Origin of the sequence: Bradyrhizobium diversitatis (assembly GCF_016031635.1) — a bacterium.
In the GTDB taxonomy this organism is placed as follows: domain Bacteria; phylum Pseudomonadota; class Alphaproteobacteria; order Rhizobiales; family Xanthobacteraceae; genus Bradyrhizobium; species Bradyrhizobium diversitatis.
The window spans coordinates 69,122-94,049 of record NZ_JACEGD010000006.1; the positions used below are offsets into that span (position 1 = coordinate 69,122).

Annotated in this window: 22 protein-coding genes; 10 read left to right on the forward strand and 12 right to left on the reverse strand. The window is 64.7% G+C overall.

The genetic code is table 11. The features are described 5' to 3' along the window. The first annotated feature begins 89 nt into the window (after nucleotides 1-89). Nucleotides 90-2,378 (forward strand): FdhF/YdeP family oxidoreductase, encoded by a 2,289-nt coding sequence (locus H1B27_RS07075; RefSeq protein ID WP_197965486.1) that lies wholly within the window; start codon nucleotides 90-92, stop codon nucleotides 2,376-2,378. A 23-nt stretch (nucleotides 2,379-2,401) separates the two neighbouring features. Here the strand turns inward: H1B27_RS07075 and H1B27_RS07080 are convergent, their stop codons facing one another. The 6 genes from H1B27_RS07080 to H1B27_RS07105 form a co-directional block, all read right to left on the reverse strand. Then, nucleotides 2,402-3,823 (reverse strand): sensor histidine kinase, encoded by a 1,422-nt coding sequence (locus tag H1B27_RS07080; protein WP_246515235.1) that lies wholly within the window; start codon nucleotides 3,821-3,823, stop codon nucleotides 2,402-2,404. Between the two features lie 117 nt (nucleotides 3,824-3,940). Beyond that, nucleotides 3,941-4,399 (reverse strand): thioesterase family protein, encoded by a 459-nt coding sequence (locus H1B27_RS07085; RefSeq protein WP_197965488.1) that lies wholly within the window; start codon nucleotides 4,397-4,399, stop codon nucleotides 3,941-3,943. Further along, on the reverse strand, nucleotides 4,386-7,529 hold the full coding sequence (locus H1B27_RS07090; protein ID WP_197965489.1) for an efflux RND transporter permease subunit: 3,144 nt from the start codon (nucleotides 7,527-7,529) through the stop codon (nucleotides 4,386-4,388). The genes H1B27_RS07085 and H1B27_RS07090 overlap by 14 nt, the downstream gene beginning before the upstream one ends. Next, nucleotides 7,526-8,698 (reverse strand): efflux RND transporter periplasmic adaptor subunit, encoded by a 1,173-nt coding sequence (locus tag H1B27_RS07095; protein WP_061882091.1) that lies wholly within the window; start codon nucleotides 8,696-8,698, stop codon nucleotides 7,526-7,528. The genes H1B27_RS07090 and H1B27_RS07095 overlap by 4 nt, the downstream gene beginning before the upstream one ends. Before the next feature lie 20 nt (nucleotides 8,699-8,718). Further along, nucleotides 8,719-9,246, reverse strand: coding sequence for a hypothetical protein (locus H1B27_RS07100; RefSeq protein WP_063816704.1), 528 nt, complete (start codon nucleotides 9,244-9,246; stop codon nucleotides 8,719-8,721). Between the two features lie 117 nt (nucleotides 9,247-9,363). Then, a complete protein-coding gene (locus tag H1B27_RS07105; protein ID WP_197965491.1) occupies nucleotides 9,364-9,723 on the reverse strand; it encodes a hypothetical protein in 360 nt (119 codons plus the stop codon). A gap of 254 nt (nucleotides 9,724-9,977) precedes the next feature. On the opposite strand from H1B27_RS07105, the gene H1B27_RS07110 reads away from it, so the two are divergent. The 9 genes from H1B27_RS07110 to H1B27_RS07150 all read left to right on the forward strand — a co-directional run bounded on the left by H1B27_RS07110 (nucleotide 9,978) and on the right by H1B27_RS07150 (nucleotide 17,979). Further along, on the forward strand, nucleotides 9,978-10,763 hold the full coding sequence (locus H1B27_RS07110; protein WP_197965492.1) for an alpha/beta hydrolase: 786 nt from the start codon (nucleotides 9,978-9,980) through the stop codon (nucleotides 10,761-10,763). A 173-nt stretch (nucleotides 10,764-10,936) separates the two neighbouring features. Next, complete coding sequence (gene mdcA, locus H1B27_RS07115) at nucleotides 10,937-12,583, forward strand: malonate decarboxylase subunit alpha (protein ID WP_197965493.1); 1,647 nt, start codon at nucleotides 10,937-10,939, stop codon at nucleotides 12,581-12,583. 9 nt (nucleotides 12,584-12,592) lie between these two features. Then, the gene (gene mdcC / locus H1B27_RS07120) at nucleotides 12,593-12,910 is read left to right on the forward strand and encodes a malonate decarboxylase acyl carrier protein (RefSeq protein ID WP_061882095.1); all 318 of its coding nucleotides are present in this window, start codon (nucleotides 12,593-12,595) and stop codon (nucleotides 12,908-12,910) included. Next, nucleotides 12,907-13,845 carry a biotin-independent malonate decarboxylase subunit beta gene (locus H1B27_RS07125; protein ID WP_197965494.1) on the forward strand — a complete coding sequence of 313 codons (939 nt, stop codon included), beginning with the start codon at nucleotides 12,907-12,909 and terminating at the stop codon, nucleotides 13,843-13,845. Before mdcC ends, H1B27_RS07125 begins: the two co-directional genes overlap by 4 nt. Continuing rightward, nucleotides 13,832-14,554 (forward strand): biotin-independent malonate decarboxylase subunit gamma, encoded by a 723-nt coding sequence (gene mdcE / locus H1B27_RS07130; RefSeq protein WP_197965495.1) that lies wholly within the window; start codon nucleotides 13,832-13,834, stop codon nucleotides 14,552-14,554. Before H1B27_RS07125 ends, mdcE begins: the two co-directional genes overlap by 14 nt. After that, on the forward strand, nucleotides 14,529-15,209 hold the full coding sequence (gene mdcG, locus H1B27_RS07135; RefSeq protein ID WP_197965496.1) for a malonate decarboxylase holo-[acyl-carrier-protein] synthase: 681 nt from the start codon (nucleotides 14,529-14,531) through the stop codon (nucleotides 15,207-15,209). The genes mdcE and mdcG overlap by 26 nt, the downstream gene beginning before the upstream one ends. Continuing rightward, nucleotides 15,206-16,087 carry a triphosphoribosyl-dephospho-CoA synthase MdcB gene (gene mdcB, locus H1B27_RS07140; protein WP_197965497.1) on the forward strand — a complete coding sequence of 294 codons (882 nt, stop codon included), beginning with the start codon at nucleotides 15,206-15,208 and terminating at the stop codon, nucleotides 16,085-16,087. Before mdcG ends, mdcB begins: the two co-directional genes overlap by 4 nt. Beyond that, on the forward strand, nucleotides 16,084-17,034 hold the full coding sequence (locus H1B27_RS07145) for an AEC family transporter (protein WP_061882306.1): 951 nt from the start codon (nucleotides 16,084-16,086) through the stop codon (nucleotides 17,032-17,034). The genes mdcB and H1B27_RS07145 overlap by 4 nt, the downstream gene beginning before the upstream one ends. 9 nt (nucleotides 17,035-17,043) lie before the next feature. Next, nucleotides 17,044-17,979 carry an acyltransferase domain-containing protein gene (locus H1B27_RS07150; protein WP_197965498.1) on the forward strand — a complete coding sequence of 312 codons (936 nt, stop codon included), beginning with the start codon at nucleotides 17,044-17,046 and terminating at the stop codon, nucleotides 17,977-17,979. Nucleotides 17,980-18,362: 383 nt separating this feature from the next. On the opposite strand, the gene H1B27_RS07155 is transcribed toward H1B27_RS07150, so the two are convergent. From H1B27_RS07155 to H1B27_RS07180, 6 genes are all read right to left on the reverse strand, one after another. Next, a complete protein-coding gene (locus H1B27_RS07155; protein WP_197965499.1) occupies nucleotides 18,363-19,658 on the reverse strand; it encodes an HlyD family secretion protein in 1,296 nt (431 codons plus the stop codon). Nucleotides 19,659-19,668: 10 nt separating this feature from the next. Next, nucleotides 19,669-19,872, reverse strand: a complete 204-nt coding sequence (locus tag H1B27_RS07160; RefSeq protein WP_028179429.1) for a DUF1656 domain-containing protein — start codon at nucleotides 19,870-19,872, stop codon at nucleotides 19,669-19,671. Then, nucleotides 19,869-21,764 (reverse strand): FUSC family protein, encoded by a 1,896-nt coding sequence (locus H1B27_RS07165; RefSeq protein WP_197965500.1) that lies wholly within the window; start codon nucleotides 21,762-21,764, stop codon nucleotides 19,869-19,871. The genes H1B27_RS07160 and H1B27_RS07165 overlap by 4 nt, the downstream gene beginning before the upstream one ends. Nucleotides 21,765-21,934: 170 nt before the next feature. Further along, nucleotides 21,935-22,312, reverse strand: coding sequence for a response regulator transcription factor (locus tag H1B27_RS07170; protein WP_061882103.1), 378 nt, complete (start codon nucleotides 22,310-22,312; stop codon nucleotides 21,935-21,937). A gap of 106 nt (nucleotides 22,313-22,418) precedes the next feature. Next, nucleotides 22,419-23,090 (reverse strand): response regulator transcription factor, encoded by a 672-nt coding sequence (locus H1B27_RS07175; protein ID WP_028179426.1) that lies wholly within the window; start codon nucleotides 23,088-23,090, stop codon nucleotides 22,419-22,421. Further along, nucleotides 23,087-24,910, reverse strand: coding sequence for a PAS domain-containing sensor histidine kinase (locus H1B27_RS07180; RefSeq protein WP_246515239.1), 1,824 nt, complete (start codon nucleotides 24,908-24,910; stop codon nucleotides 23,087-23,089). The genes H1B27_RS07175 and H1B27_RS07180 overlap by 4 nt, the downstream gene beginning before the upstream one ends. Nucleotides 24,911-24,928 lie beyond the last annotated feature (18 nt).

Sequence of the window (24,928 nt, forward strand, 5' to 3'; positions counted from 1 at the left end):
TTGAGAAATTCGGCTTCGTTTTGAAAAGACGGCTCTGCCCGCGTGATCCTTAACTGACCCGGAGAAGCGCAAGATCGAGAGACATCGAGATGACCAAGAAATCGGTTCGTCCCTACCGTGAACCTGCCGGCGGCTGGGGCGCACTCAAGGCGCTCAGCGAGGCGCTTCTGGTGCAGCGGGTGCCGCTGAAGGGCGCGGCGACGCTGAGCCGGATGAATCAGCCGCAGGGCTTTGATTGTCCCGGTTGCGCATGGCCCGATCCGAAGCACACTTCTTCGTTCGAATTCTGTGAGAACGGCGGCAAGGCGATCGCCTGGGAGGCGACGTCAAAGCGTTGCACACCGGAGTTCTTCGCGGAGCACACCGTCACCGAGCTCGCCAGCTGGAATGATTATGATCTCGAAATGGTCGGACGCCTCACGCATCCGATGGCCTATGATGCCGCATCCGACCGCTATGTCCCGGTGGAATGGAGCGATGCGTTCGACATGATCGGACGGGAGCTCAGGGCATTGCCGGATCCGAACATGGCGGAGTTCTACACTTCCGGGCGGACCTCGAACGAAGCAGCTTTCCTCTACCAGCTCTTCGTGCGCGAATACGGTACCAACAATTTCCCCGACTGCTCGAACATGTGCCATGAGGCGACCAGCGTCGGCCTGCCGTACTCACTCGGGGTCGGCAAGGGCACCGTGCTGCTGGAGGACTTCGACAAGGCCGATTGCATTTTCATTTTCGGCCAGAATCCGGGCACCAACAGCCCGCGGATGATGACCAGCCTGCGCAATGCGGCGCGTCGCGGCGCATCGATCATCTCGTTCAACCCGTTTCGCGAACGTGCGCTGGAGCGATTCCAGGCGCCGCAGAGCCCGATCGAGATGATCACGCTGAGCTCGACGACGATCAGCTCGAAGCTCTTCCAGGTGCGGGTCGGCGGCGACGTCGCTGTCCTCAAAGGGATCATGAAGATCCTGGTCGAGGCGGACGAGGCCGCCCGCACCGCCGAGCAGCCGGAGATCCTGGACTGGGATTTCATTCGCGGTCACACCGTCGGTGTTGAGGCGTTGATCGACGACCTCAAGCGCACGCAATGGCCCGACATCGAACGTCAGTCCGGCCTGACGCGCGAGGACATGGAATACGCCGCCGGCGCGTACAGGAAGGCCGAGCGTGCCATCATCGTCTACGGCATGGGCATCACCCAGCACTGGCGCGGCGCGCACAACGTGCAGCAGATCGCCAACCTCGCGCTGTTGCGCGGCAATGTCGGGCGCGAGGGCGCCGGCGTCTGCCCGGTTCGAGGCCATTCCAACGTGCAGGGCGATCGCACCGTGGGAATCACCGAGGTTCCCAAGGCGGACTTCCTCGATCGCCTCGAGCAACGCTTCGGCTTCAAGCCGCCGGTCGCGCCGGGACACAACGTGGTGACCGCGCTGGAGGCGATGATCCGCGGCGAGGTGAAGGCCTTCTTCGCGATGGGCGGCAATTTCGCCGCGGCCATTCCGGATTGGCAGGCGACGCAGGCGGCACTCGGCAAGCTCGATCTCACCGTCCACGTCTCGACCAAGCTCAACCGCAGCCACCTGATCCATGGCCGCGCCGCCCTGATCCTGCCATGCCTCGGACGCACCGAGATCGATATCCAGGCGTCAGGGCCGCAATCGATCACGGTGGAGGACTCGATGTCGATGGTGCATGCGTCCGGCGGCCGCAACAAGCCTGCATCGGAGCATCTGCGCAGCGAGGTTGCGATCATTGCCGGCGTCGCCAAGGCGACGCTGGGCGAACGCACCGTGGTCGACTGGGACGGCTTCGTTGCCGACTACGACAGGATCCGCGATGCGATCGAGGCGGTGTTCCCGATTTTCCAGGGTTACAATGCCCGTATTCGTGTCCCCGGCGGCTTCCACCTCACCTCGACGGCGCGCGAGCGGATATGGGCGACGCCGTCGGGCAAGGCGAACTTCCTGGTGTTTCCGGGGTGCGGCGAAGACCCGCAGAGCGATGCCGATTTCCTCTGGCTCACCACCATACGCAGCCACGATCAGTACAACACCACGCTCTACTCGATGTCCGACCGCTACCGCGGCGTGTTCGGCCAGCGCGACGTGGTCTTCCTCAACGAGTATGAGCTGAAGAAGCGGGGACTGGTCGACGGCGACCGCGTCGACCTGATCACCGTATCAACCGATGGCGCCGAGCGGATCGTGCGCAACTTCCGCGTGGTGGCCTATTCGTTCCCGACCGGCTGCTGCGCCGCGTACTATCCGGAAACCAATCCGCTGGTCCCGCTCTATGCCCGGGATCCTCTCAGCTTCACGCCGTCATACAAGGGCGTTCCGATTCGCCTTGTGCGCTCGGCTGCGGCCCGGGAATAGAGCCAGCGACAGGCGCGTTGCGGTCACGCATCGCAGCACGGCGCATCCGCCCGGACGGAGACCGGCAGCGTGAACCAGAAACGGGCTCCGCCATGCGCGCCATTGCCTTCCGCGCCGATCCGGCCTCCATGCGCTTCGACGATCGACCGGCAGATGGACAGTCCCATGCCCATCCCGGTCTCCTTGGTCGTAAAGAAGCTGTCGAAGAGCCGACCGACATGTTCGGCATCGATGCCAGGCCCGTTGTCCTCAACAGAGCAGCATAGTGTCGACGGGTCCGGCGTGATCGTGCTGATGACGATCCGGCGATCGTCATATCCGGCCTGCGTCATTGCCTGCACCGCGTTGATGGCCAGATTGACGATCACCTGCTGGAGCTGGGTGCGATCACCGAGCACCTGCGGCGCGCTCGGGTCGGGCCGATGCACGATCGTCACCGCGCGGGATTCGAGTTCGTGCCGGAGGAAGAGAAGCGCTTCGCGAATGATTTCATCAAATGACAGCGATGTCTGTTCGGGGGCCCTCCGGGAAGCCATTCCGTGAACGCGCGCCACGATGTTCGCCGCCCGCTGCGCATCTACGGCGATGTTTTCGATGGTCTTGCGGATCTCGACGATATCGGGAGTGGGCCTGTTCAGCCATCGCAGTCCGGCGGCGCCATTGGTGGCGATGGCTGCGAGGGGCTGATTGACTTCGTGGGCGATCGATGCGGTGAGCTCGCCGAGCATCGAGACCCGGGCGGCATGCGCGAACTCGGCCTGTACCTGCTGGAGCTTCTGCTGGGCGCGAAGACGCTGTGAGATGTCGATCGTGCCGACCAGGCTTATTTCGAGATCATTGATAGGGCCGACGCGCGCGGTCGTGAAGAGAACGTCGACGATGCGACCGTCCCAAGTGACCATCTTGGTCTCTTCCTCGAAATTCGTCTCGCCGCGATAGCGGGACTCCATCGCCCGGCGGAACGTATCGGGCCGTTCCCTCCAGGTGTCCGCCATGGAACGTCCGACGAAGCTTTCGACGCCTCCCCCGAACATCTGGATGGCTCGTTCGTTGGCCTCCTGAAACGTGAGCGCATCCATGCAGGTGCGGAGGAATTCGGGATGGCTGTCGAAATAGGCGCCGAGGTCCTTGACGCCCTCGGCACGCAGCTTTCGGAACAGCGCAACGAGTCTGCTGGCGTCGAGCTGCCGGAATGCGATCGGCATGCGGTTGAACAGCTGGCGGTAGCGCTGCTCGCTCCGCTCCAGCTCGGCACTGGTCTTCTTCAGGGCCGTGATATCCATGATCGCGCCGACGAGCGTCAGCGAAGCGGCTAAAAAAGCAGCGAAAGCGATCGCCGTGAAATTGTCTCCAAGCAGTGAACAGGCGAAGGACAGCAGGGTCAGAACAAGGCTACCCCAAGCCCACAGCAGAATCCGATCCTGTATTGTCTGGATCGGCAGCAAACGCCGCCACCATCGCTGGGGCTGTACGGGGGGTGAGCCACCTAGGCGTTCGAGCATCATGCGGAAGGTCTAGCGCGCCGCCGACGGGAGGTCTTTTGCGTTTTCGCAGGCGTCTTGTCAAAACGCACGAAACTGCGATCGGGCTTGCTGGATGCGATCCTGGGCCATCTCGGCGGTTGGCCTCGTGACGCCGAATCGCTGCTCGAACTCGGCGACATTGACGACGCCACGGCGGTGGGTGCCGTCGCCGATCTTGCGGTCGCCCTCCCAGGCCTCGACCTCGAACAGGACGCTTCTGGCGTCGATCGCAATGACCCGTGCCGTCGCCCGCACCGTGCGGCCGACCGGCGTCGCGGCCAGATGGCGGATATTGACCATCATCCCGACGCTGACATGACCTGCGGGAAGGAACGGCTGAACCGCCGATCCGGCTGCTATTTCCATGTGCAGGATCATCATCGGCGTGCCGTAGACTTCAGGCATGCCCGGCACCACATGGCCGACTGTCATCTCGGGCGTGACGGTCACCAGTTTTTCGGCGGTCATGCCGGTCGTCACTTTCTCAAGCGGATTCATGGCTCAATTCCGTCTGTGCCTCGGTCGTGGATGGGGTGGATGTCTTGGCGGCCTGCGGCTTGCGCCCGGTGAGCCAGTTGCCGAGCCGATCGAGATAGAGATAGACGACGGGCGTGGTGTAGAGTGTCAGGATCTGCGACAGCATCAGGCCGCCGACGATCGTGTAGCCGAGCGGCTGACGCAGCTCCGCACCGGTGCCGGAGCCGACCATCAGCGGCACGCCGCCGAGCAGCGCAGCCATCGTCGTCATCAGAATCGGGCGGAAGCGAAGCGTGCAGGCTTGGTAGATCGCCTCTTCAGGGCTGAGCCCGTGCCGGCGCTCCACTTCGAGCGCGAAATCGACCAGCATGATGCCGTTCTTCTTGACGATGCCGATCAGCAGGATGATGCCGATGATGGCGATGACGCTGAGGTCCATGTGGACAGCCAGCAGCAGCAGCAGCGCGCCGATACCCGCCGAGGGTAGCGTCGACAGGATCGTGATCGGATGGATCAGGCTCTCATAGAGAACGCCGAGAATGATGTAGATCACGATCAACGCGGCCCCGATCAGCAGCGGCGTGCCGGACAGGGAGGACTGGAAGGCCTGGGCGTTGCCCTGGAACGACGTCGACAGCGAGGCGGGCTTTCCGGTGTCCTTCTCGATCTTCTGGATCGCCGTCACCGCATCGCCCAGCGCGACGCCTGGCCGCAGGTTGAACGAGATCGTCACCGAGGGAAACAGGCTCTGGTGGTTGATCAGGATGGGCGCAGGCTTGATGACGGCATGGACCAGCGTACTGAGCGGGACCTGCTGGCCGCTGGCCGAGTTCAGGTAGATGTCCTTGAGCGCTTCGGGCCCGTACTGGAACTTGGGATCGACCTCCATCACGACGTGGTACTGGTTCAGCGAGGTGAACATGGTGGAGACGATGCGCTGGCCGAAAGCGTCGTCGAGCGCATTGTCGATCGTCGTCGGCAGGATTCCGAAGCTCGAGGCGACCTCGCGATTGACGGTGACCTCCAGCCGTGGGCCGGCGTTGGCCTGGTCGCTTGCGACGTCGCTGATGACGTCGAGCGCGCGGAGCTTCTCCAGGAAGATCGCCGACCAGTGGGTGAGCTCGTTGGAATCGGCGTCCGTCAGGGTGTACTGATACTGTGTCTTCGACAGGCGCGCGCCGATCGTGATGTCTTGCGCCGCCTGCATATAGAGCGTGATGCCCTGGATATGGGCAAGCCGCGGGCGCAGACGATCGATGATCTGGTCGGCGCTCGCCTTGCGCTCCGGCTTCGGCTTCAGCACGATGAAGATGCGCCCCTGGTTGAGCGTTGCGGTTGGGCCCCCCGGCCCGATATAGCTCGCCACCGACTGGATTGCCGGATCCTTCGATAGGATGTCGACGATCGCCTGCTGGCGTTCGGACATGGCGGGGAAGGAGATGTCCTGGGCGGCCTCGGTGATGCCGACGATCTGCCCGGTGTCCTGTTGCGGGAAGAATCCCTTCGGGATGATCACGTAGAGGTAGCCGGTCAACGCGACAGTCGAGAGCATGACGAGCAGCGTCGCGAAGCGATGCCGCAGCACCACGCGCAAGCCCCGCGCGTAGAGCGCAAGCAGGGCATCGAAGCCGTGCTCGAACAGGAGATAAACCCGGCCGTGCTTCCTTCGCGAATCGTCCTTCAGAAGGCGCGCGCACATCATGGGCGTCAGGGTGAGCGAGATGACCAGCGAGAGCAGCAGCGAGGCGGTTATAGTGACGGCGAATTCCTGGAACAGCTTGCCGACATAGCCGCCCATCAGGAACAGCGGGATGAACACTGCAATCAACGACAAGGTGATGGAGACAATCGTGAAGCCGATCTCGGCGGAGCCCTTGAGTGCCGCCTCCAGCGGCGTCATGCCCTGTTCGAGATGGCGCACGATATTCTCGATGACCACGACGGCATCGTCGACCACGAATCCGACGGCGATCGACAGTGCCATCAGCGAGAGGTTGTCGAGGCTGTAGCCGAGCACATAGAGCACCGCGAACGTCCCGATCAGCGCCAGGGGAACGGTGATCGCCGGAATGACGGTGGCCCAGAAATTCCGCAGGAACAGGAATATGACCATCACCACCAGGGCGACGGTCAGGAGCAATGTGAATTGGACGTCGGAAACCGCTGCGCGAATGGTGGCGGTGCGATCGGCGGCGATCGTCACCTTGATCGCCGGCGGAACGGAGGCCTGCAGCTGCGGCAGCAGCTTCTTGATGTGGTCGACCGTTTCGATCACATTGGCGCCGGGCACGCGCTGGACCGCCAGAATAATGGCGCGCTCTTTGCCGTACCAGCCGGCCAGGAGATCGTTTTCCGGCGCCTCGATCGCCGTGCCGATATCGCGGATTCGCACCGGCGAGCCGTTGCGATACGCGATGATGAGGTCTTCATAGGCGGAGGGCTTCAGCAGCTGGTCGTTGGTGTTCAGCGTGTAGGTGACGCGCGGGCTGTTGAGCGTGCCCTTGGGCAGATCGACATTGGCGCCGGCGATGACGTTGCGGACGTCTTCGAGACCGATCCCACGGGCGGCAAGCGCTTGCGGATTGACGCGAACACGGATCGCCGGCTTCTGCTGGCCGCCGATGCCGACGAGGCCGACACCTGGCACCTGCGAAATCTTCGGCAGCAGGATGTTTTCGGCGTAGGCATCGACCGTGGTCAGTGGCAGCGAGTCCGACGTCAGCGCGATCAGCATGATCGGCGTCTCCGCCGGATTCACCTTCCTGATCGTCGGCGGGTAGGGGATGTTCGGCGGCAGGAAGGGGCTGGCGGCATTGATCGCGGCCAGCACGTCAACCGCCGCGCTGTCCACCGTCCGCGACAGCTCGAATTGCACCGTGAGCTGGGCCACGCCGAGCGCACTGGACGAGGTGAGCTGGGTGATGCCGGGGATCTGGCTGAGCTGCTGCTCGAGCGGTGTGGCGAGCGACGAAGCAATGGTGCCCGGATCGGCGCCGGGCAATTGCGCCGAGATCTGGATCGTCGGGTAGTTGACGTTCGGCAGCGCACCGACCGGCAGCAGTGGATAGGCCGCAAGGCCGCACAGCAGCAAGCCGGCCATCAGCAGCGCGGTTGCGATCGGCCGCAGGATGAAGGGCGCCGAGAGGTTCATGGGATCGCGTCCTGCACGGCGCTCTGCAGGTCGGCTTCCTGCGCAGCTTTGCCGTGCAGTTCCCGGACGCGGCTGCCTTCCGTCAGCCGATACTGGCCGTCGACCACGACCACGTCACCTGACTTCAGCCCCTGGTCGATCAGTGCCTGGCCATCACTGATCTGTGCGACGTGAACGGGGCGCAAGGCGGCCGTCTGGTCCTTGGTCACGACGTAGACATAGCTGCCGTTCGGTCCCTGCTGCACGGCCGAGCCCGCGACAGTGAGCGCGTCCTTCTGAATTTCGAGCAGCAGGCGCGCGTTCACAAGCTGGCCCGGCCACAGCCGGTGCTCACGGTTCGGGAACACCGCCTTGAGCTGGACGGTGCCGGTCGTCCCTGCGATTTCGTTGTTGACCAGCAGCAGCGTGCCCTCGTCGAGCTTCATCTTGTTGTCCTGGCTGTAGGCAATGACCTTCAGCGATCCCTTCGCAGCGTGCTCCTGGATTAAGGGCAGGTCGGTCTGCGGCAGGGTGAACAGCAGCGAGATCGGTTCGATCTGGGTGACGACGACGAGGCCATTGGGGTCGGTCGGATGGATCACGTTGCCGACATCGATCTGGCGGACGCCCGTGATGCCGGGAATGGCCGAGGTCAGGCGCGTGTAGCTGAGCTGGACGTTGGCCTGATCGATCAACGCCTGGTCGGCCTTCACGGCGGCCTTGAGCTGCGCCACCTGCGCCGTCTGCGTCTCGATCAGTTGCGGGGTCGCGTAGCCCTTGTCGCCGAGCTGATTGTAGCGTGCGAGATTGGCCTCGGCGTTCACGAGCTGCGCCTGGTCCCTGTCGCGGTTGGCCGTCAGTTGCTCGATCTGCGCCTCGTAGGGACGCGGATCAATCTGGGCGAGCAGGTCGCCGGCCTTGACGGTCTGTCCCTCGGTGAAGGCGATCTTGACGATCTGCCCCTGAATCTGGCTGCGCACGACGTCGGTGTTGTACGCGATCACGGTGCCGATGCCGCGCAGATAGATCGGGACGTCCTTGCCGGTGACGGTGGCTGCGACGACCGGCACGGCAGCTGGCACCGGCGCGGCCGCCACGACCGGCCTGTGGTCGCTGCCGTAGAACCAGAGGCTTGCGCCGATCAGGATCGCGGCCAGAGCAACCAGTGCAAGGGTGAGCTTCCGTTTCACGGTGATGGTCCTTCTTGATCTCAGGGATTGCCGGAACCGTCGATTGAGCTCGTGCTGCCCATGGGGGCAGGGCCGGGTACCGGCAGGGACGGACTGATTCCGGCGCCGCCGAGCTCGGTGGATCCGAGCGGAATCCCGACGCGTCCGACCGTCGATGTCGAGGGTGGCAAGGCCGCCTGGGTCGTCGTGCCGTCGGGGCAGCCGAGTGACGGGCTTCCGGAGAGCCCGCCGCCGTCAAACAAGGCCCCCGACGATCCGGTATTCCCTGATGGGGGGCAGTTCGTCATTGCTTGCGAAGGATTGATCGGAGATACGCCAGGGGTGGCGATTTCGGTCGAGCCCAGCGGAATGCCTTCTGGCCGCGTGGAGCCCAGGTTGAGCGGCGAGGTTGCAGACATGCCGACAGGAGGCAGCGTTGTCGGCAGCGTCATCTGCGCATTCGCCGCGGCCGGGATCAGCCAAATCAGGCTGGTTGCGAGCGCCACGCCCAGATGCATCGATGCAAATCGGTGGCATCCGAACCTGTTCAATGAGAGCTGTTCTCGCATGGACTGCTCCGGATTCTTTCATGTGTGCGGAACGATAGGAAGCGGCCGGCGTGCCGGTATTCCCTGAATGCACGTCCCGCTGTCTGGCCGCACGATCGAAAGCTATCCACCCCGGGATCATTGGGGTCCCTTCCGAAGCAGTCGCTTTGCTTCGGACAGCTCCCGGCGGCACGTGGCGATGTCGCTGGAGCCGTCCGCGGCGCGTGCGCGGTCGAGGGCATCGAGCGCGAGTCGAAGGTACACTCCGCTCGCGCCTTCCGCTTGCGCCAGCGATCGTGGCGTGGGCTGATGACCGCGCAGTGCATCGAGGCTTTCCGTGCTCCAGCCATGTGCGCCGGCATTCTTCTCGATCGCGGCGTCCAGCTGTGCCTGGACACGCCCGATCGAATCTTCGCAGGACGCAGCATGGGCCGGGGATGCCGCCTGCAGGAGGATTATAGTGGCAGCTGCAATCCGGATGAGTGAATTCGATGTCATTGTCGATCCTCTCGTGTCGGTAGCGAACGTCTGTCTGGAATGACAGGACCGATACGCGCCGTCTTTCGCTTGCGAACGTCGGCTGCTTTGCATGCGCACGAGATCGTGCCATCAGAGAAACCGGAGCGTGAGCTGGATCAGAGCTGCGGCCGATAATTCCCGGCGTGCGAAGTGGCAAGGGCCGTTGTTTGCCGAAATACGCAGGCAAGCGGCCAACGTAGTGTCGTATCGTTCCAACCCGGAGTGATCCCGACATGAAACACCTCAACACAGGTCTCGCCTTTGCTGCAGCTCTTTCCCTGTTCGCGAGCGTCGCCCCGGCGCGTGCGGAACCCGTTAAGAACATCGTCCTGGTGCACGGCGCCTGGGTGGATGCGTCCGGCTGGAAGCCGGTCTACGAGATCCTGAGCAAGGAAGGCTTCCGCGTGACCATGGTGCAGGAGCCGGAAACGTCGTTCGCCGACGACGTCACGGCAGCGAAGCGGATTCTCGATCTCCAGGATGGTCCGACACTCCTCGTCGGCCACAGCTATGGCGGCTCGATCATCACCGAGGCCGGCGTTCATCCCAAAGTCGCCGGCCTCGTCTACGTCGCCGCGCACGCCCCCGATGTCGGCGAGGATGAATCGGCGCTTGGCAAGAAGACGCCGAGCGTGCTTGGAAAGACCGAGGGCGTCATCAAGGTCACGCCGGACAAGTTCACCTATCTCGATCCCGTGCAATTTCCGAAACTGTTCGCGCCCGATCTGCCGCGTGAGCGCGCCGAGTTCGTGGCACGCTCCCAGGTCCTGGCCGCGGCACAGGTGTTCAGCACCCCACTGACGGCGGCTGCGTGGAAGACCAAGCCGAGCTGGGGCATCGTTGCCGGCGGCGACCAGATCATCAACCCCGATCTGGAGCGCTGGTACTACGAGCGTGCCAAGAGCCACACAACGGTGATCCCGGGCGCGAGCCACTCGGTCTACGAGTCACATCCCAAGGAAGTGGCGGCTGTCATCACGCGCGCAGCGCGCAGCATCGATCAACCGGTCACCCGCTGACGCCGCATTTTGCCAGTCCTAACGCACGGCCGGTGAACGGAGGGCCGGCGGGAGAGGCAGCACTCCCGCCGGCCTGACTGCCCACCCCCGGAGAATTCCATGAGCGTGATCGAGAAGACCAGCGCAAGTCGAGGACCGGTTCGTGACCTGACGCGCGTCAAGGAGCAAAGGCCATGACGAGCTGGCAGAACAACCGCGCCACGCGTGATGCCCGCATCGCCGCAGGCGGCGGACTTGCCCGCGGCAAAGTCGTGGAAGCGGGCAATGCCACGCGCCTGCTCGAGGCCGTGATCCGGCCGGGCGACCGGATCTGCCTGGAAGGCGACAACCAGAAGCAGGCCGATCTGCTCAGTCGCGCGCTGCTCGCGGTCGATCTTTCCAGGGTCAACGATCTGCACATGGTGCAGTCGGGCGTCGTTCTTCCAGAACATCTGGATCTGTTCGACCGCGGCGTCGCGAAGCGGCTGGACTATGCCTATTCCGGTCCGCAATCGGCCCGCATCGCGCGCATGCTGTTCGGCGGCAAGATCGAGCTGGGCGCGGTCCACACCTATCTCGAACTGTTCGCGCGCTACTTCATCGACTTGACGCCGCACGTTGCGCTGATCGCTGCCGTCAGCGCCGACCATGACGGGAATCTCTACACTGGTCCGAACACCGAGGACACGCCGACCGTGGTGGAGGCAACGGCCTTCAAGGACGGCATCGTGATCGCCCAGGTCAACGAGATCGTCGAGCAGGTTCCGCGGGTCGACATCCCGGCGGATCGTGTCCACTTTGTCGTCAAGTCCGACAAGCCGTTCTTCGTCGAGCCGCTGTTCACGCGCGATCCGGCCGCGATCACCGAGGGACAGATCCTGACGGCGATGCTCGCGATCAAGGGCATCTATGCTCCCTATGGCGTGCAGCGGCTCAATCACGGCATCGGCTTCAGTACGGCCGCGATCGAGCTCCTGCTGCCGACCTTCGGCGAGCGGCTCGGCCTCAAGGGCAAGATCGCAACCCATTTTGCTCTGAACCCGCATCCCGCACTCATTCCGGCGATCGAATCCGGCTGGGTCCGGCAAATCCACTCGTTCGGTTCGGAGGTCGGCATGGACGACTACATCCGCGCCCGATCCGACGTCTACTTCACCGGCCCCGACGGCTCGCTGCGCTCCAACCGTGCCTTTTGCCAGACCGCCGGGCTCTATGCCTGCGACATGTTTATCGGTTCGACGTTGCAGATCGATCTTCAGGGAAATTCGTCGACCGTCACCACCTCCCGCATCGCCGGGTTCGGCGGGGCGCCGAACATGGGAGCGGATGCGCGCGGCCGGCGTCATCCGAGCGAGCCCTGGCTGAAGGCCGGGGCGGAGTCCGATCCGGACGGCTCGCCCCTGATGCGCCGCGGCCGCAAGCTGGTGGTGCAGATCGGCGAGACGTTCGGCGACAAGAACGTACCGCTGTTCGTCGAGAAGCTCGATGCCATCGAACTCGCGGAGAAGCTGGAGCTCGAGCTCGCGCCGATCATGATCTATGGCGACGACGTCACGCACATCGTCACCGAGGAGGGCGTTGCCAACCTGCTGCTGTGCCGTACTGCGCAGGAGCGTGAGCACGCCATCCGCGGCGTCGCCGGCTACACCGACGTCGGCCGTCGGCGGGATCACCGCATGGTCGCGCACTTGCGCGAACGCGGGGTGATCCGGCGCCCGGAGGATCTCGGCATCAATCCGCTCGATGCGGATCGCAGCCTGCTCGCGGCGCGCTCGATCAAGGATCTCGTGCGCTGGTCTGGCGGACTCTACGCGCCGCCGTCGAAGTTCAGGAACTGGTGAGGACGGGCCATGGAAGATCTTAGGTTTCAGCACAGCGTTCGTACCAGGGCCGGCGGCGCCAGGCAGAGCGCGATCGTCGGCGTTGTCGCTTCGGGCAATCTGGAGGTGCTGGTGGAACGTGTCCTCCCGGATGCGGAATGCGCCATCGAGATCAGGACCGCGGCGGTTGGCTTCGGCGAGGTCTGGACCGCCGTAATCGGCGATTTCGTCGAGCGCTATTCACCCGGCGGGCTGAGATTCTCGATCAATGACGGCGGCGCGCGCCCCGATACGGTCTCGCTTCGGTTGGCGCAGGCAGTGCGATTGATCACGGAGAACGGCCAATGACCACACCACTCGAGGACGTCACACCGGCCGAGCGCGCCCGCAGCACCAGCTTCTACGAAGCGTCGGCCCGCACGCGGCTGGAGTTGCTGCTGGATGCCGGCAGCTTCGCCGAGTTCATCGGTCCGGAGCAGCGCGAGGTCAGTCCGCATCTGAAGATTTTTGATCTGCCCGAGCAGTTCGACGACGGCATCGTCGTCGGCCATGGCCGCCTCGATGACTCGCCCGTGTTCGTCGCCGCACAGGAGGGCCGTTTCATGGGCGGCGCCTTCGGCGAGGTGCATGGCGCCAAGCTGATCGGGTTGCTCCGCGCGGCAAGCCAGATCGCATCGATGCCCGTCCTGATCCTGTTCGACACCGGCGGCGTCCGGTTGCAGGAAGCCAATGCGGGCGAGCTCGCCATCGCCGAGATCATGCGGGCGGTGATGGAGGCGCGCAGCGCCGGCGTGAAGGTGGTCGGCCTGATCGGCGGCCGGTCCGGATGCTACGGCGGCGGTGGGTTGATCGCAGGCTGCTGCTCGGCTCTCGCCGTCTCGGAGCCCGGGCGGATTGCGGTGTCGGGCCCCGAGGTCATCGAGACCAATCGCGGCGTCGAGGAGTTCGACTCCCGCGACCGCGCGCTGGTCTGGCGCACCATGGGCGGCAAGCATCGCCGGCTGCTCGGCGCCGCCGACGTCTTTGCCGATGACAACGTGCAGGATTTCCGCGAGGCCGCGTTGGAACTGCTGGGTCTGATCGGACCTTTCGGCCTCGACCGCTTGAAGGCGGAGCAGGAGCGGCTTGCCGACCGGCTAAGCCGCTACGGTGCCTGCTTGGATGCCGTCGACATCTGGGCGGCGCAAGGCATCGCGCATGCTGAAACGGTTCCGCAGCTGCCGGCCGACCAGTTCATTACGCTCGCCGACAGGATCGGGAGGACCAGCCGTGACGCTCGATGACATTCTCGCCTCGCTGTTCCCAAAGGGCCATGAGATCAGGAACGACAAAGGCGTCCTTCTCGGCTCGGCGACGCTGCGACGCGGCGACAAAATGCTCGTCCTCGGTGTCGCGGATCGAACCGCACTGGGCGTCGACGAGGCGATCCGATTGTCCGGCCATGTCCTGGCGTCGATCGGCCGGGACTCTGGCCCGATCCTGGTGCTCGTCGATAGCGACAGCCAGCGCATGAGCAAGCGCGACGAGTTGCTCGGGCTGAACGAATTCCTTGCGCATCTGGCGAAAGTGTTGATCCACGCGGACATGAACGGCCGCCCGACCATCGGCCTTCTCTACGGTCACTCGGCGGCGGGCGCTCTGCTCGCGACGGGACTTGCAACCCGCGTGCTGATCGGATTGCCCGGCGCACACCCTGCAGTGATGGACCTGCCGTCAACGGCGAAGGTCACCAAGCTATCGATGGAAGCGCTCGAGGAGAAGGCGAAGTCGACGCCGGTGTTCGCGCCGGGGCTGTCCAATCTCGTGCAGATGGGCGCGGTTCACATGACATGGAGCAATGACGCCTCGCTCGCTGATCAACTGGAGGCGCTGCTGGCCGACATGCCGGCCGCGCGAGACCAGCGGGATGCGCTTGGTAAGGCGCGTGGTGGCCGGCTGAAGGCCGCTGATATTGCGGAGCGGGTTCGTGACCTGGCCCTGCAAGCACGGTGAGCGCTCACCAGATCGTCATGACCTCGTTTTCGTCAGCCCGGCGGGATGGCGTGCGATGCTGGAAGCGCGCGGCGATCTCGCTACCGATGCGTTGGTCGCACGTTGGTCCAAAATGGGCTGGCCAGCGATCAGGCGGCGCGCTCTGCCATGCGAGGAAGCCGGTCTTGCTCTGGGCTTGCCATTGCCGCCATCGGCCGGCAAGAAGCGGATCTCCCTCCTGGTTGATATCGACCACGTCGTCTCGGTCGCGAGACCGCCGTCGCTGCGGCAGGCGCGGGCTTACGCGCCGCGCAACTGGTGGCCGACGCTCGATCGGCTCGACCGGTTGGAGCTTCGTCACTCGGTGGACGCGCGCGTCTTCGGCAGCCTGGCCTGGCAGTCGCTGACCGGGCTCGACTACGTGACGGACCGATCGGACCTCGACGTGCTGTTCGAGTTTCGCGGTGAAACCGACGTCGATCGTTTCGTTGCCGATGTGGCTGCGATCGAAATCGAAGCACCGATGCGGATCGATGGCGAACTGATGCGGGCGGATGGTGCTGCCGTGAACTGGCGCGAACTCCACGGCGGCGGTAGCGAGCTCCTGGTGAAAAGCATCGAGAGCGTGATCCTGCTCGGCAGGGATCGATTCATTTCCGGAGCGAGGGGATCATGATCACCGCGGCCATGCGAGGTTTGGAACGGTCGGTTCAGCGGCGGGCGCGCATCACGCCCGACGTTTCCGCCATCGGCGCCATCGCCGCCCGCTGCCTCGTCGAGGAGCTGGAAACCTGGCCGAAGCCGGGGCTCGTGAGTCATATCGACAATGGCAGTCACGTTGATATGGATGCCGGCACGTTCCGTCGCAGCGCTGCGGCGATCGAGCCCCATCTTCAGCGCCTGGCCGATGCAGGCGCGCGCGCTTGCGGCATGGGGCGGCTGCGGATCATCGGCCTCGAGGCCGAGCACGCGATGTTTGTAGCGACCTCTGGCGTCAACACGCATCGCGGCGCGATCTTCGGGCTCGGCCTGTTGTGTGCGGCGGCCGGTGCGAGGGCCGGCGGGCTGGTCGATCCCGAGCTTTCGCTTGGCGAGGTCGTGAGGCGCCTGTGGAGCGACGGCATCCTCGACGGTCCGGTGCTGTTGCATAGCCACGGCAGCGCGGCCCGACGCCGTTTTCACGCCGGCGGTGCGCGTACCGAGGCCGCGAACGGATTTCCCAGCGTCTACCGGATCGGATTGCCGGCGCTGCGCAGGGTGGCGCATGCCGTGCCGGAAGATACTGAAGCCGCCCGGGTCGAGGCATGCTTTGCCCTGATCGCCTCGGTCGAGGACACCAACCTCCTGCATCGCGGTGGGTTCGACGGCCTTCGCTTTGCGCATGATGCGGCGCGATGCTTCATCGATGCCGGCGGCGTCAGCGTGCCCGGTTGGCGTACGCGGGCGCAATCGATCCATGACAGCTTCGTCGCCCGTCGTCTCAGCCCGGGTGGATCGGCCGATTTGCTCGCGATGACACTCTTTGTCGATGCCCATGAGAGCCCATGCCGATGATGTCCAATGCAATCCTGATGGCGCTCGTGCCGATCTTCTTCGTTCTCTTGTTGGGATACGCGGCCGGAAAACTTCATGTCGTCGACAATCTCCATGTCGACGCTCTCAACGCGCTCGTGATGGATTTTGCATTGCCCGCTTCACTGTTCGCCGCGACCGCCTCAGCGTCGCGCCGTGAGATGATCGACCAGGTACCGCTCTTCCTGGTGCTCGGCGTCACGATGCTGCTGCTCTATCTTGCCTGGTATTTTGTCGCACGTCGGCTCTCCAAGCTCTCCCAGTCCGAGGCCGCCCTGCAGGCGTTGACGATCGGCTTCCCGAATCTCGCCGGGGTGGGTCTTCCGATCATGACCTCAGTCGTGGGTCCAACCGGCGCCGTTCCGGTTGCCGTCGCATTGGCGGCGGGCTCGATCCTCATCAGCCCATTGACCCTGATCGTAGCGGAAATGGGTGCCGCCAAGGCTCGTGGCGAAGAAATGGCGGCGCGGCAGATCTTGACGGCAGTCCGCCGTGCGATCACCAAGCCGGTGGTGCTGGCGCCCGCGCTCGGCATCGTGTTCTCGTTGTCGGACGTCAGCCTCGGCGCGCTGGCTCATGCGAGCCTCGCCCTGATCGGAAGCTCGGCAGCCGGCGTCGCCCTGTTCCTCACCGGAGCCATTCTGTCGGCGCAATCGTTTCGGCTGGATTGGAAGATCAGCGCTGCAACGGTGGCCTCGGACATCGTCCGCCCGTTGTTGGCTGTCGCGGTCATTCTCGTCCTTCCGATCGCGCAGGATGCAGCGAAGACGGCCATTCTGCTCGCCGCGGTTCCCTCGGGCTTTTTCGGGATTTTGTTCGCGGTCAACTACCGGCTGGATTCCGCAAGGGTGGGGTCCATGGTTATCGCCAGCACCGCATTCAGCGTTCCGACGCTGGCGATTGTGATTGCGCTGCTCTTTCCGCATTAGGGCGTGACCATGACATTGGCAATCCTTTGTTCGGGGCAGGGCGGGCAGCATCGCGATATGTTCGCCCTCACGGGCGATGCGCCGGAGGCCGCGCCCCTGTTTGCGCATGCGGCGACATTGCTGGGCGGCAAGGATCCACGCAATTTCGCGCGCGCCGAATCCGACGAGGCCCTGCATCGCAATCGTGCTGGCCAGGTTCTGTGCACCTTGCAGGCCCTCGCCGCCGCGGCCGCGCTCGGAGATGCCATTCCACCTAGCGCCATCATTGCCGGCTACAGTGTCGGCGAGGTCGCGGCCTGGGGTGTCGGCGGCCTGCTTGACGCGACCGTCACGCTGGACCTCGTGGCACGCCGGGCGGAGGTCATGAATGAGGCCACGCACACCGGTGACGGACTGATCTTCGTCCACGGTCCTTCCCGGGACGAGGTCGATCGCCTTTGCGAGTGTCACGGTACGGCGGTCGCCATCGTCAATCCGGGCGATGCCTTTGTCATCGGCGGCGGCCGTGAGGCGCTAAGCGATTTTGTCCGAGACGCGCGGGCGATGCACGCAAGGATCGTTGCGTTGCCGGTCGAGGTCGCCTCCCACACCGAACGACTCGCCGCGGCGTCTGCCGTCTTTCGTCAGACCTTGCACGAGGCATCGGTGATATTCCCCCCGCGGACCGGTGCGCGCATTCTGAGCGGAATCGATGCCGCTCCGGTCGTCTCCCCCGGGACTGGTCTCGACAAACTCGCCGCGCAAATCTCGCAAACCGTGCAATGGGCCGATTGCCTGCAAGCCTGTGTCGAAGCGGGCGCGACAGGATTTCTCGAACTCGGGCCGGGACACGCGCTGAGCGGCATGGCTGCGGAAGCCGCACCCGGAGTTCCGGCGCACGCGCTGGATGATTTCAGGAGCCTTCAGGGCGTCCGCACCTGGCTCACGCGTCACGTCATCCTCTAGCTAGCGCCGGCAAATCACGAACGGGAGATGCCCTCGATCGCCCATTGTGCCGTCGAAAAAAAAGGGGGCCGTCCCTTGGGGGAGGACGGCCCCTAAAATGCTCGGATGCCTAGGGAGGAGGGAGGCTCGAGCCGTGACTTGGGGGTCTCAGTCACTTAACACGCACACCATCGCCGATCCCGCAGCCAGAGTATTTCATGAACCCCCGCCGTTTCTCATTTCGCATGATCCACAAGAGGCCCGCACGCAGTACGTGAGACCGGGCCTTCGCGGGTGTCGAGGTCAGGTCGCCGCACGGAACTCGTGCTGGCTGTCGCGCTGGTGCGTGCGGAAGGGACGAGACGCATGGTGCGTCTCGTCCAGGTCAAGCGTCCTGGCCTGCTTCAGGGCAGGCGTGGCGAGGCGTCGATGCCGGGTGTTAGGCCGGGTGCGATCTTCTCTGCCGGAGGAACCGCGGGCTCGCGCGTATAGGGAAGTGCTTCCACCTCGGGGCGTTGCTGCGATGTCGCCTGCAGGCAGTCCGGACGAGGCGGGCGGCCTGCGCCGAACAGATCGGAGACGGGATCGACGAAGTTCGCGCGGAACCGGTCGAGCCAGGTTTGGCCCTCGCTCGCGGATGGCTGCCGGATCGTCACCGTCGCTGTCATGCCGGAGACGAGCGGCACATCGGGTGGCACAGTGTCGATGGCGAGGCGAACCGGTACGCGCTGCGCGAGCCGCACCCAGGTGTAGATCGGGTCCACGTTGGGCAGGCCCTGTGTGCCAGCGGCGGCGTTCGACACGCTGACGCCGCGTGTCACGGTCTTCACATGTCCCAATATCGGCTTGGGATAGCCGATCAGTTGGGCTTCGGCGCGATCGCCGACGCAAACCCGCGCCATCTTGGTTTCCTCGAAATAGCCGTCGATCCAGAAACTGTTGGAATCGATCACGGAAACGTTGCTGACGCCGGTGACGGCATAGTCTCCCGCGCGCAACAGGAGGTTGGTGACGTAACCATCGACGGGACTGACCACGCTCGTACGCTTCAGGTTCAGTTCCGCCTGTGCGAGCTGGTGCGCCGCAGCCTCGTAGGCAGCCTTCGCCTGCGCCGCGTTGCCTGCATAGATTTGCTGTTCTTCGGGCGTCGTCGCAAGATCGGACAGGTGCTGCCGGCGGTCGAACTCGGCCTGCTTCACCACGAGGTCCGCCGCCCGCTGGTCGACCAGAGCCTTGCCGACCCGAACGGCCACCTCGAAGTCGAACGGATCGATCACGTAGAGGATGTCGCCCTTGTGGACGAACTGGTTGTCGGCCACCCGAAGCTCCACGATCTTGCCCGCCACTTGCGGCGCCACGTTGGCGACCTGCACGCGGACGCTGCCGTTCCGCGTCCAGGGCGCGGTGACGTAGTGCTGCCAGGTTGAAGCCGCTATGAGAATTGCGACCAATGCGATGCCGAGTGTCGCAAGGTGCCTGCCGGCACCGCGCATGAAGCGGCCGACCGCTTGGCGCAGGCGCCTCGTGGCAGGCGTAGCCCATGCGGAGGGGCTGATGCTGTGCAGTGCCCGATCGCTGGTGTCGCGCGCCACGGTCTGCGGCGCGTTTGAACCGTCCACGGCGTCTGCGGCATCGACCGGTGCTTCGGCTGGGGGCTCGCCGTGAAGCGGGGTGACGTCCCGAGGCAGGGTGGCTTCCATGGCACGTCTCCTAGAAGAACAGCGCGAGCGTGCCGAACATCGCCACGTAGAGGCAAAGTTCGGCGAGCGACGGGTTGCTGAAGACTCTCGCGAAGCCGACGAAGCGCAGCAGCGGGCGAAGCATCAGGAACGCAAGCAGCGCGATTGCGGCATAGGAGACGATGGGAGCAATGAGCACGCCACCGATGACGAGCTCCCGATATGTGTTTGTCATGGCTGCTTGCCTTGGCTGGGCTCTGTTGGAGACTGCGATGGTGCAAATATGGTAGCTGCCGGAACCAGCACGGCGATGGCCGAATTCGCGGACAGGTTGTTTTGCGATGCCGCCTTGCTCAGCGCCCCGGCAGCGACGAGGATCGCGGCACCGTTGCGCTGGGCGAGGGCGTCTCGTGCGTCCTGCACCAGCCGGGCGAGCGGACCTTGAGTCAGCCGCTCCAGTTCGGCGCGGCAGCGTCGCAAGCTCTCAACCTGGTCGAAACAGCGCATCGCCTTCGCCGCGATCTGACCATTGAGAGCCGAGGCGCCGTTTGCGCTCAAAATCTGTTCGACTCGCCCCGCGTCGCGAAACGCGGCTTCCTCTGGCGCGAGGTCTCGAACTCGCCAGCGGTCGAGCTGGCCCAGCTGGTCCGTGGCCTCTCGCAACAGCAGACGAACTCGCTGGTCGCCCGACAATGGAGGCAGCAGCGTCTGCGCTGCGAGCACGAGCACGGACGACAGGCAGGCAAAGAAGCTCGTCACGAGAAAGACCTCGGGGTCGTAGTTCTGCGGGTTGGTCGGTGCGAGGACGGCGATCGTGAACACCAGCGTGAGCCGGCCGAGGGAAGACAGCAGCGGGTTCGGCGACGAGATCAGCAGCGCGAAGCCGATGACGACAGGCGCGAGACCGATCGCCAGCAGTTGAAATTCGGACACGCCGTTGAAGACGAAATATTTCAGGATGCCCGCCAGCGCGCAGGCGATCGGCATCGCCATCACCGTCACCATCGTGAAGGTGCGTGGCGCGGGCGCCGTCGAGCCGAGGCCGAGGATCACCGCGACGAGCGAGAGGCAGAGCTCGGTGGTCGGCCAGCCTGTCAGGACGAAGAAGATCGCGATCAGCGTGAATGAGATCGCGGCCCGTGCGCCGGCCTTCGCCGCGATGCGGCGCGAGCGGTAGAGCGGCGCTCGCCATGCATGATACGGACGTACCCCTTGGTGCAGCGCATCGAGGCTGCTGCGGACCTGGGCAAGCTTATGGCTGATCTCGCTGCGGAGCCAGGATCGGGAAATGGCCGTCAGCGTGGCCGCCTTCTGGACCGGGCCGTTCGCACTCTGCGCCGGGGCGGACGTGACCGGGAGCGCCGCGAGCATGCGCCCAAGGGAGAGGACGCTGACGAGGTCGACCAGCGCGGAACGCGCGGCCGCGGTCCGTGCCGTGCCGATGCTCGATTCCGTGGTAAGGCTGGCGATCTCCGGACGTATCGCAGCGATGTCGTGCAACAGGCTCGCGGCAGCCGCTGCGGAGTCAAGGTCGGTACCGTGCGTGAGGGCCTTGACCCGGTCGTACAGCGCCTCGATGCGGCCTGCCAGTACCGGATGATAGTTCGGCGCGGCCAGCACCTCGTTGACAAGCGCCACCGCAAGCACCCCGATGCCGATGGCGGCACCGCGCGCGATGCCGGCCGGAAACACCTGGAGCGGCGTGTCGATCTGCTGGATGGCGATCAGGGCAACGGTGATGCAGCCGAGCGCCGCCGCATAGGCACGATTGCCGTCCAACATGGCGGCGACATAGACGCAGAGCCCGACCCAGATGCCGAGCACGGCGAGCAGGAGGCCGTCGGTCTGAGAAAACACGCCGGCGATCGCAATCGATGCCATGACCCCAATCGCCGTCGCGAGCAGCCGGTAACCGGCCTTTTCCATGCCCTGACCGCGTGTCGGCAAAGCCAGGATCGCCACGGTCAAGGCTGCCGACGAGGGGGATTCGAGCTCGAGCCAGAAGCTCGCATAGAGTGCGAGCATCATCGCCAGCCATACCCGCAGCGCGAAGCCCCAGGAGCTTGCCGGGAAGCCGGCGAAGACCAACGGGGACGGCGCGGCAGCACTGGTGGCGTTCACGGGCATCGTGCCTCATCCGTTTTTCGGCAAAGCGTGCCGCCCGGCCGAAGTCGAAAAAGTCGACGACGATTATGAGGTTTGCAGTTCCTGCCGGTATTTCCGGTCCATCAACCCAGTTGTCGGAATGCACGTCTGGTTGGGGAGGAGGGCCGTTGCGCGAGGGACGAATAGGCGGGCTACGGCGCGTGGCCTGCCAGCGCCTCTTCGAGGCAGCGGATGATCTCATCGCCGCTGGAGGGCTTGCCGAGATAGCAATGCGCGCCCGCCGCCATCACACGCTGGCGCACGGATTCGCTTGGAAATGCGGTCATGAAGATGATCGGGAAGCGGCGGCCGGCGGCAATCAATTGGGCCTGCAACTCATCGCCCGTGATGACCGGCATCTGCACGTCGGTGATCATGCATGCCGGATCATCTCCCGGCGCATGCCGCAGGAAGTCCAGGCCGGACTCGTAGGCATCGGCCTCGTAGCCGAGCGAACGCACCAGGCTCGCAAGCGAAGCGCGAACGCCTTCATCATCGTCCACAATCGCAATCACAGGGGTCTTGGCCATTTGCGCACAATCCTGACCGCGGTGTTCCGCAAGGCAAGGAGGATATCTCCCGTTGCGCGGCCGATAATGCCTTATGCACCCGGGGCCCGGACCGCCGAAATTATACTCAGGTTTGGTCCGTAGTCCTGCGGGTTTGGGAAACTCCGAGCGCCTCGGCCTTGCGAACGAGGTCGGCCAATGACCTAACCCCCATCTTGCGCATGACGTTCCCGCGGTGGATTTTAACCGTGATCTCGCTGAGGCCGATCAGGGCCGCCACCTGCTTGTTCATCAGGCCGGCGGTGACATGGCCCATCACCTCGCGTTCGCGCGCCGTCAGGGTCTCGTACTGGGCGCGGATGTCCTCCTTGGCCGCGGCTTCGGCACGGTGCTGCGCATCACGCTCGAGCGCCGCGGTCACGGCATCCAGCATGTCCTGGTCGCGAAACGGCTTTGAAAGGAAGTCGACGGCACCGGCCTTCATGGCACGCACCGACATCGGAATGTCCCCGTGGCCGGTCATGAAGATGATCGGATAGCTGATGCCCTGCCGGACGAACTGGCTCTGCAGATCGAGCCCGCTCACGCCCGGAAGGCGGACGTCCAGCACGATGCAGCCGGGACCGTCGGGCAGCGAGCCGGCAAGCAATTCGGCGGGCGAGCCGTACAGGCGCGTTTGCAGGCCGACGGATCGGAACAGGCTGTCGAGCGAGGCGCGGATGCCTTCGTCGTCATCGACGACGATCACCAATGCACTGGAGGGTTGGGCGGGCGGCTGCGCCTGGTTGGGTCGGGTCATGGCAAGGCGTGTTCTTGGCTAAATGGCAATGTCAGGTGGAAGGTCGTTCCCGAGCCCGGAGTGCTCGCCACAGACAACCGGCCGCCGTGAGCTTCCACCGTGGTTCGGCAGATCGCAAGTCCCATGCCCATTCCGCCATCCTTCGTCGTGAAGAACGGATCAAACAGGCGCGGCAGATCCTCAGGTTGGATGCCCGGGCCGCTATCCTGTACCATGATGGCGAGGGTTTCGCTGTCCTCGTTGCCGGCGCGCAGCGTGATGGTGCGGGAACCGGGCTGGCCTGACATGGCTTGGCCGGCATTGATCAGAAGGTTGACCAGGACCTGTTGTAGTTGGACCCGGTCGCCGCGAATCGGCGGCAGATCGTGCTGCGACTCGACGGTGAGGGTGACCTGGTCCTTGGCGAGTTCGCGCGCGACCAGTGCGGTCGCCTCCTCGATGATCTCGCCGATTTGCAGCATATCCCGCTGGGGCGGGGCCTTCTTGAGGAAGGTGCGGATGCGGGTCACGATCTCGCTGGCACGGCGGCCCTGAGCGACGACATGGCCGATCGTCGTCGTAACCTCCTTGAGATCGGGGACGTCGCGCCGCAGCCAGCGCAAGCCGGCCTCGCCGCTGGTGACGATCGCCGCCAGCGGCTGGTTCACCTCATGCGCAATTGACGCGCTGAGCTCGCCGAGGGTTGCAACGCGTGCAGCATGAGCGAGCTCGGCTTGCGCCGCCAGCAGCGCATCCTGCGCCTGCCGACGCTCGGTAATGTCGACGACGAAGATGAGCACGTTGTGATCTTCGTCGGATTGAGGCGGAAAGGTGATCGTGAACAGCACGGGGAGCTTGCGTCCGTCGAGGCGCACGAGCTCGCTCTCCCCTTCGTGGAACTGCTCTCCTTCCGCGAATGCCACCAGCGCGTCGAGGAAACTGCGATCGTTCTCGCCTAGCAGCTTGTCCACGTTCTCGATGAAGGCCGCAGAGCTGCTCGCCCCCGCCATCTTCTGCAGGGCAGGATTGACGTCGGCAATTCTGGCAAGTCCGCGGGCATGGCGGACGAAATCGGGATGCCGTGCCAGATAATCGCGCAGGTCTGCCCCTTGGGTGGGTAGCGAACGCAGCGCGGTCCGTAGTCCGCTCCAGTCTTCCTCTACGACGCCGATCCGGCTCGCGTCGAACATTCGGCGGTATCGTTGCTCGCTCTGCACGAGCGCGCTGTGCGCCGCCACCTGGTCCGTGACGTCGGTGTGCGTTTCGAGCACCCCGACGGGTTTGCCGAGATGGTCGTGTTGCAGCGCCCAGCGGGCATCGACCGCGAGTACGGCACCGGCCTTCGTGCGCTGCTCAACCCTGCCTTCCCATCGCCCGGTATCGAGCAGGGCGGCCTCGATGACTTCCCTCCGGTCGGGATAGCTGGTTCGCAGAAGCTTGTCGGCGATCTGGCCGAGCGCCTCCTCGGTGGTCCAGCCGTAGGTCTGTTCCGCGGCCTTGTTCCAGAAATTGATCACGCCGGCGCGATCCCGGACGAAGATCATGTCATGCGAGAGGTTGAGGAGGCGAGCCTGCGCCGCCAGGCGATTGGTTGCGGCATGATTCTGGAGCGCGAGCAGCGTGGTGATTGCGATGGCCGCTAGGCTCACCAGGGCACGAAGGGCCGGTGAGCCGATGGGCTCGTGATCATGCGATAACAGATACGCGGTGATCGTCAGGGCGGCACAGCCGATCGCGGCGACGATGATGTCGTTGCGCCGGTTCGTCCTCGCCGCGAGCAGGATCGCAATGACGTAGAGAACCGCGACCGCGCCTTCGAGCGGCGTCAGCACGTCCACCATGAAGACCGCGAAGGCGAG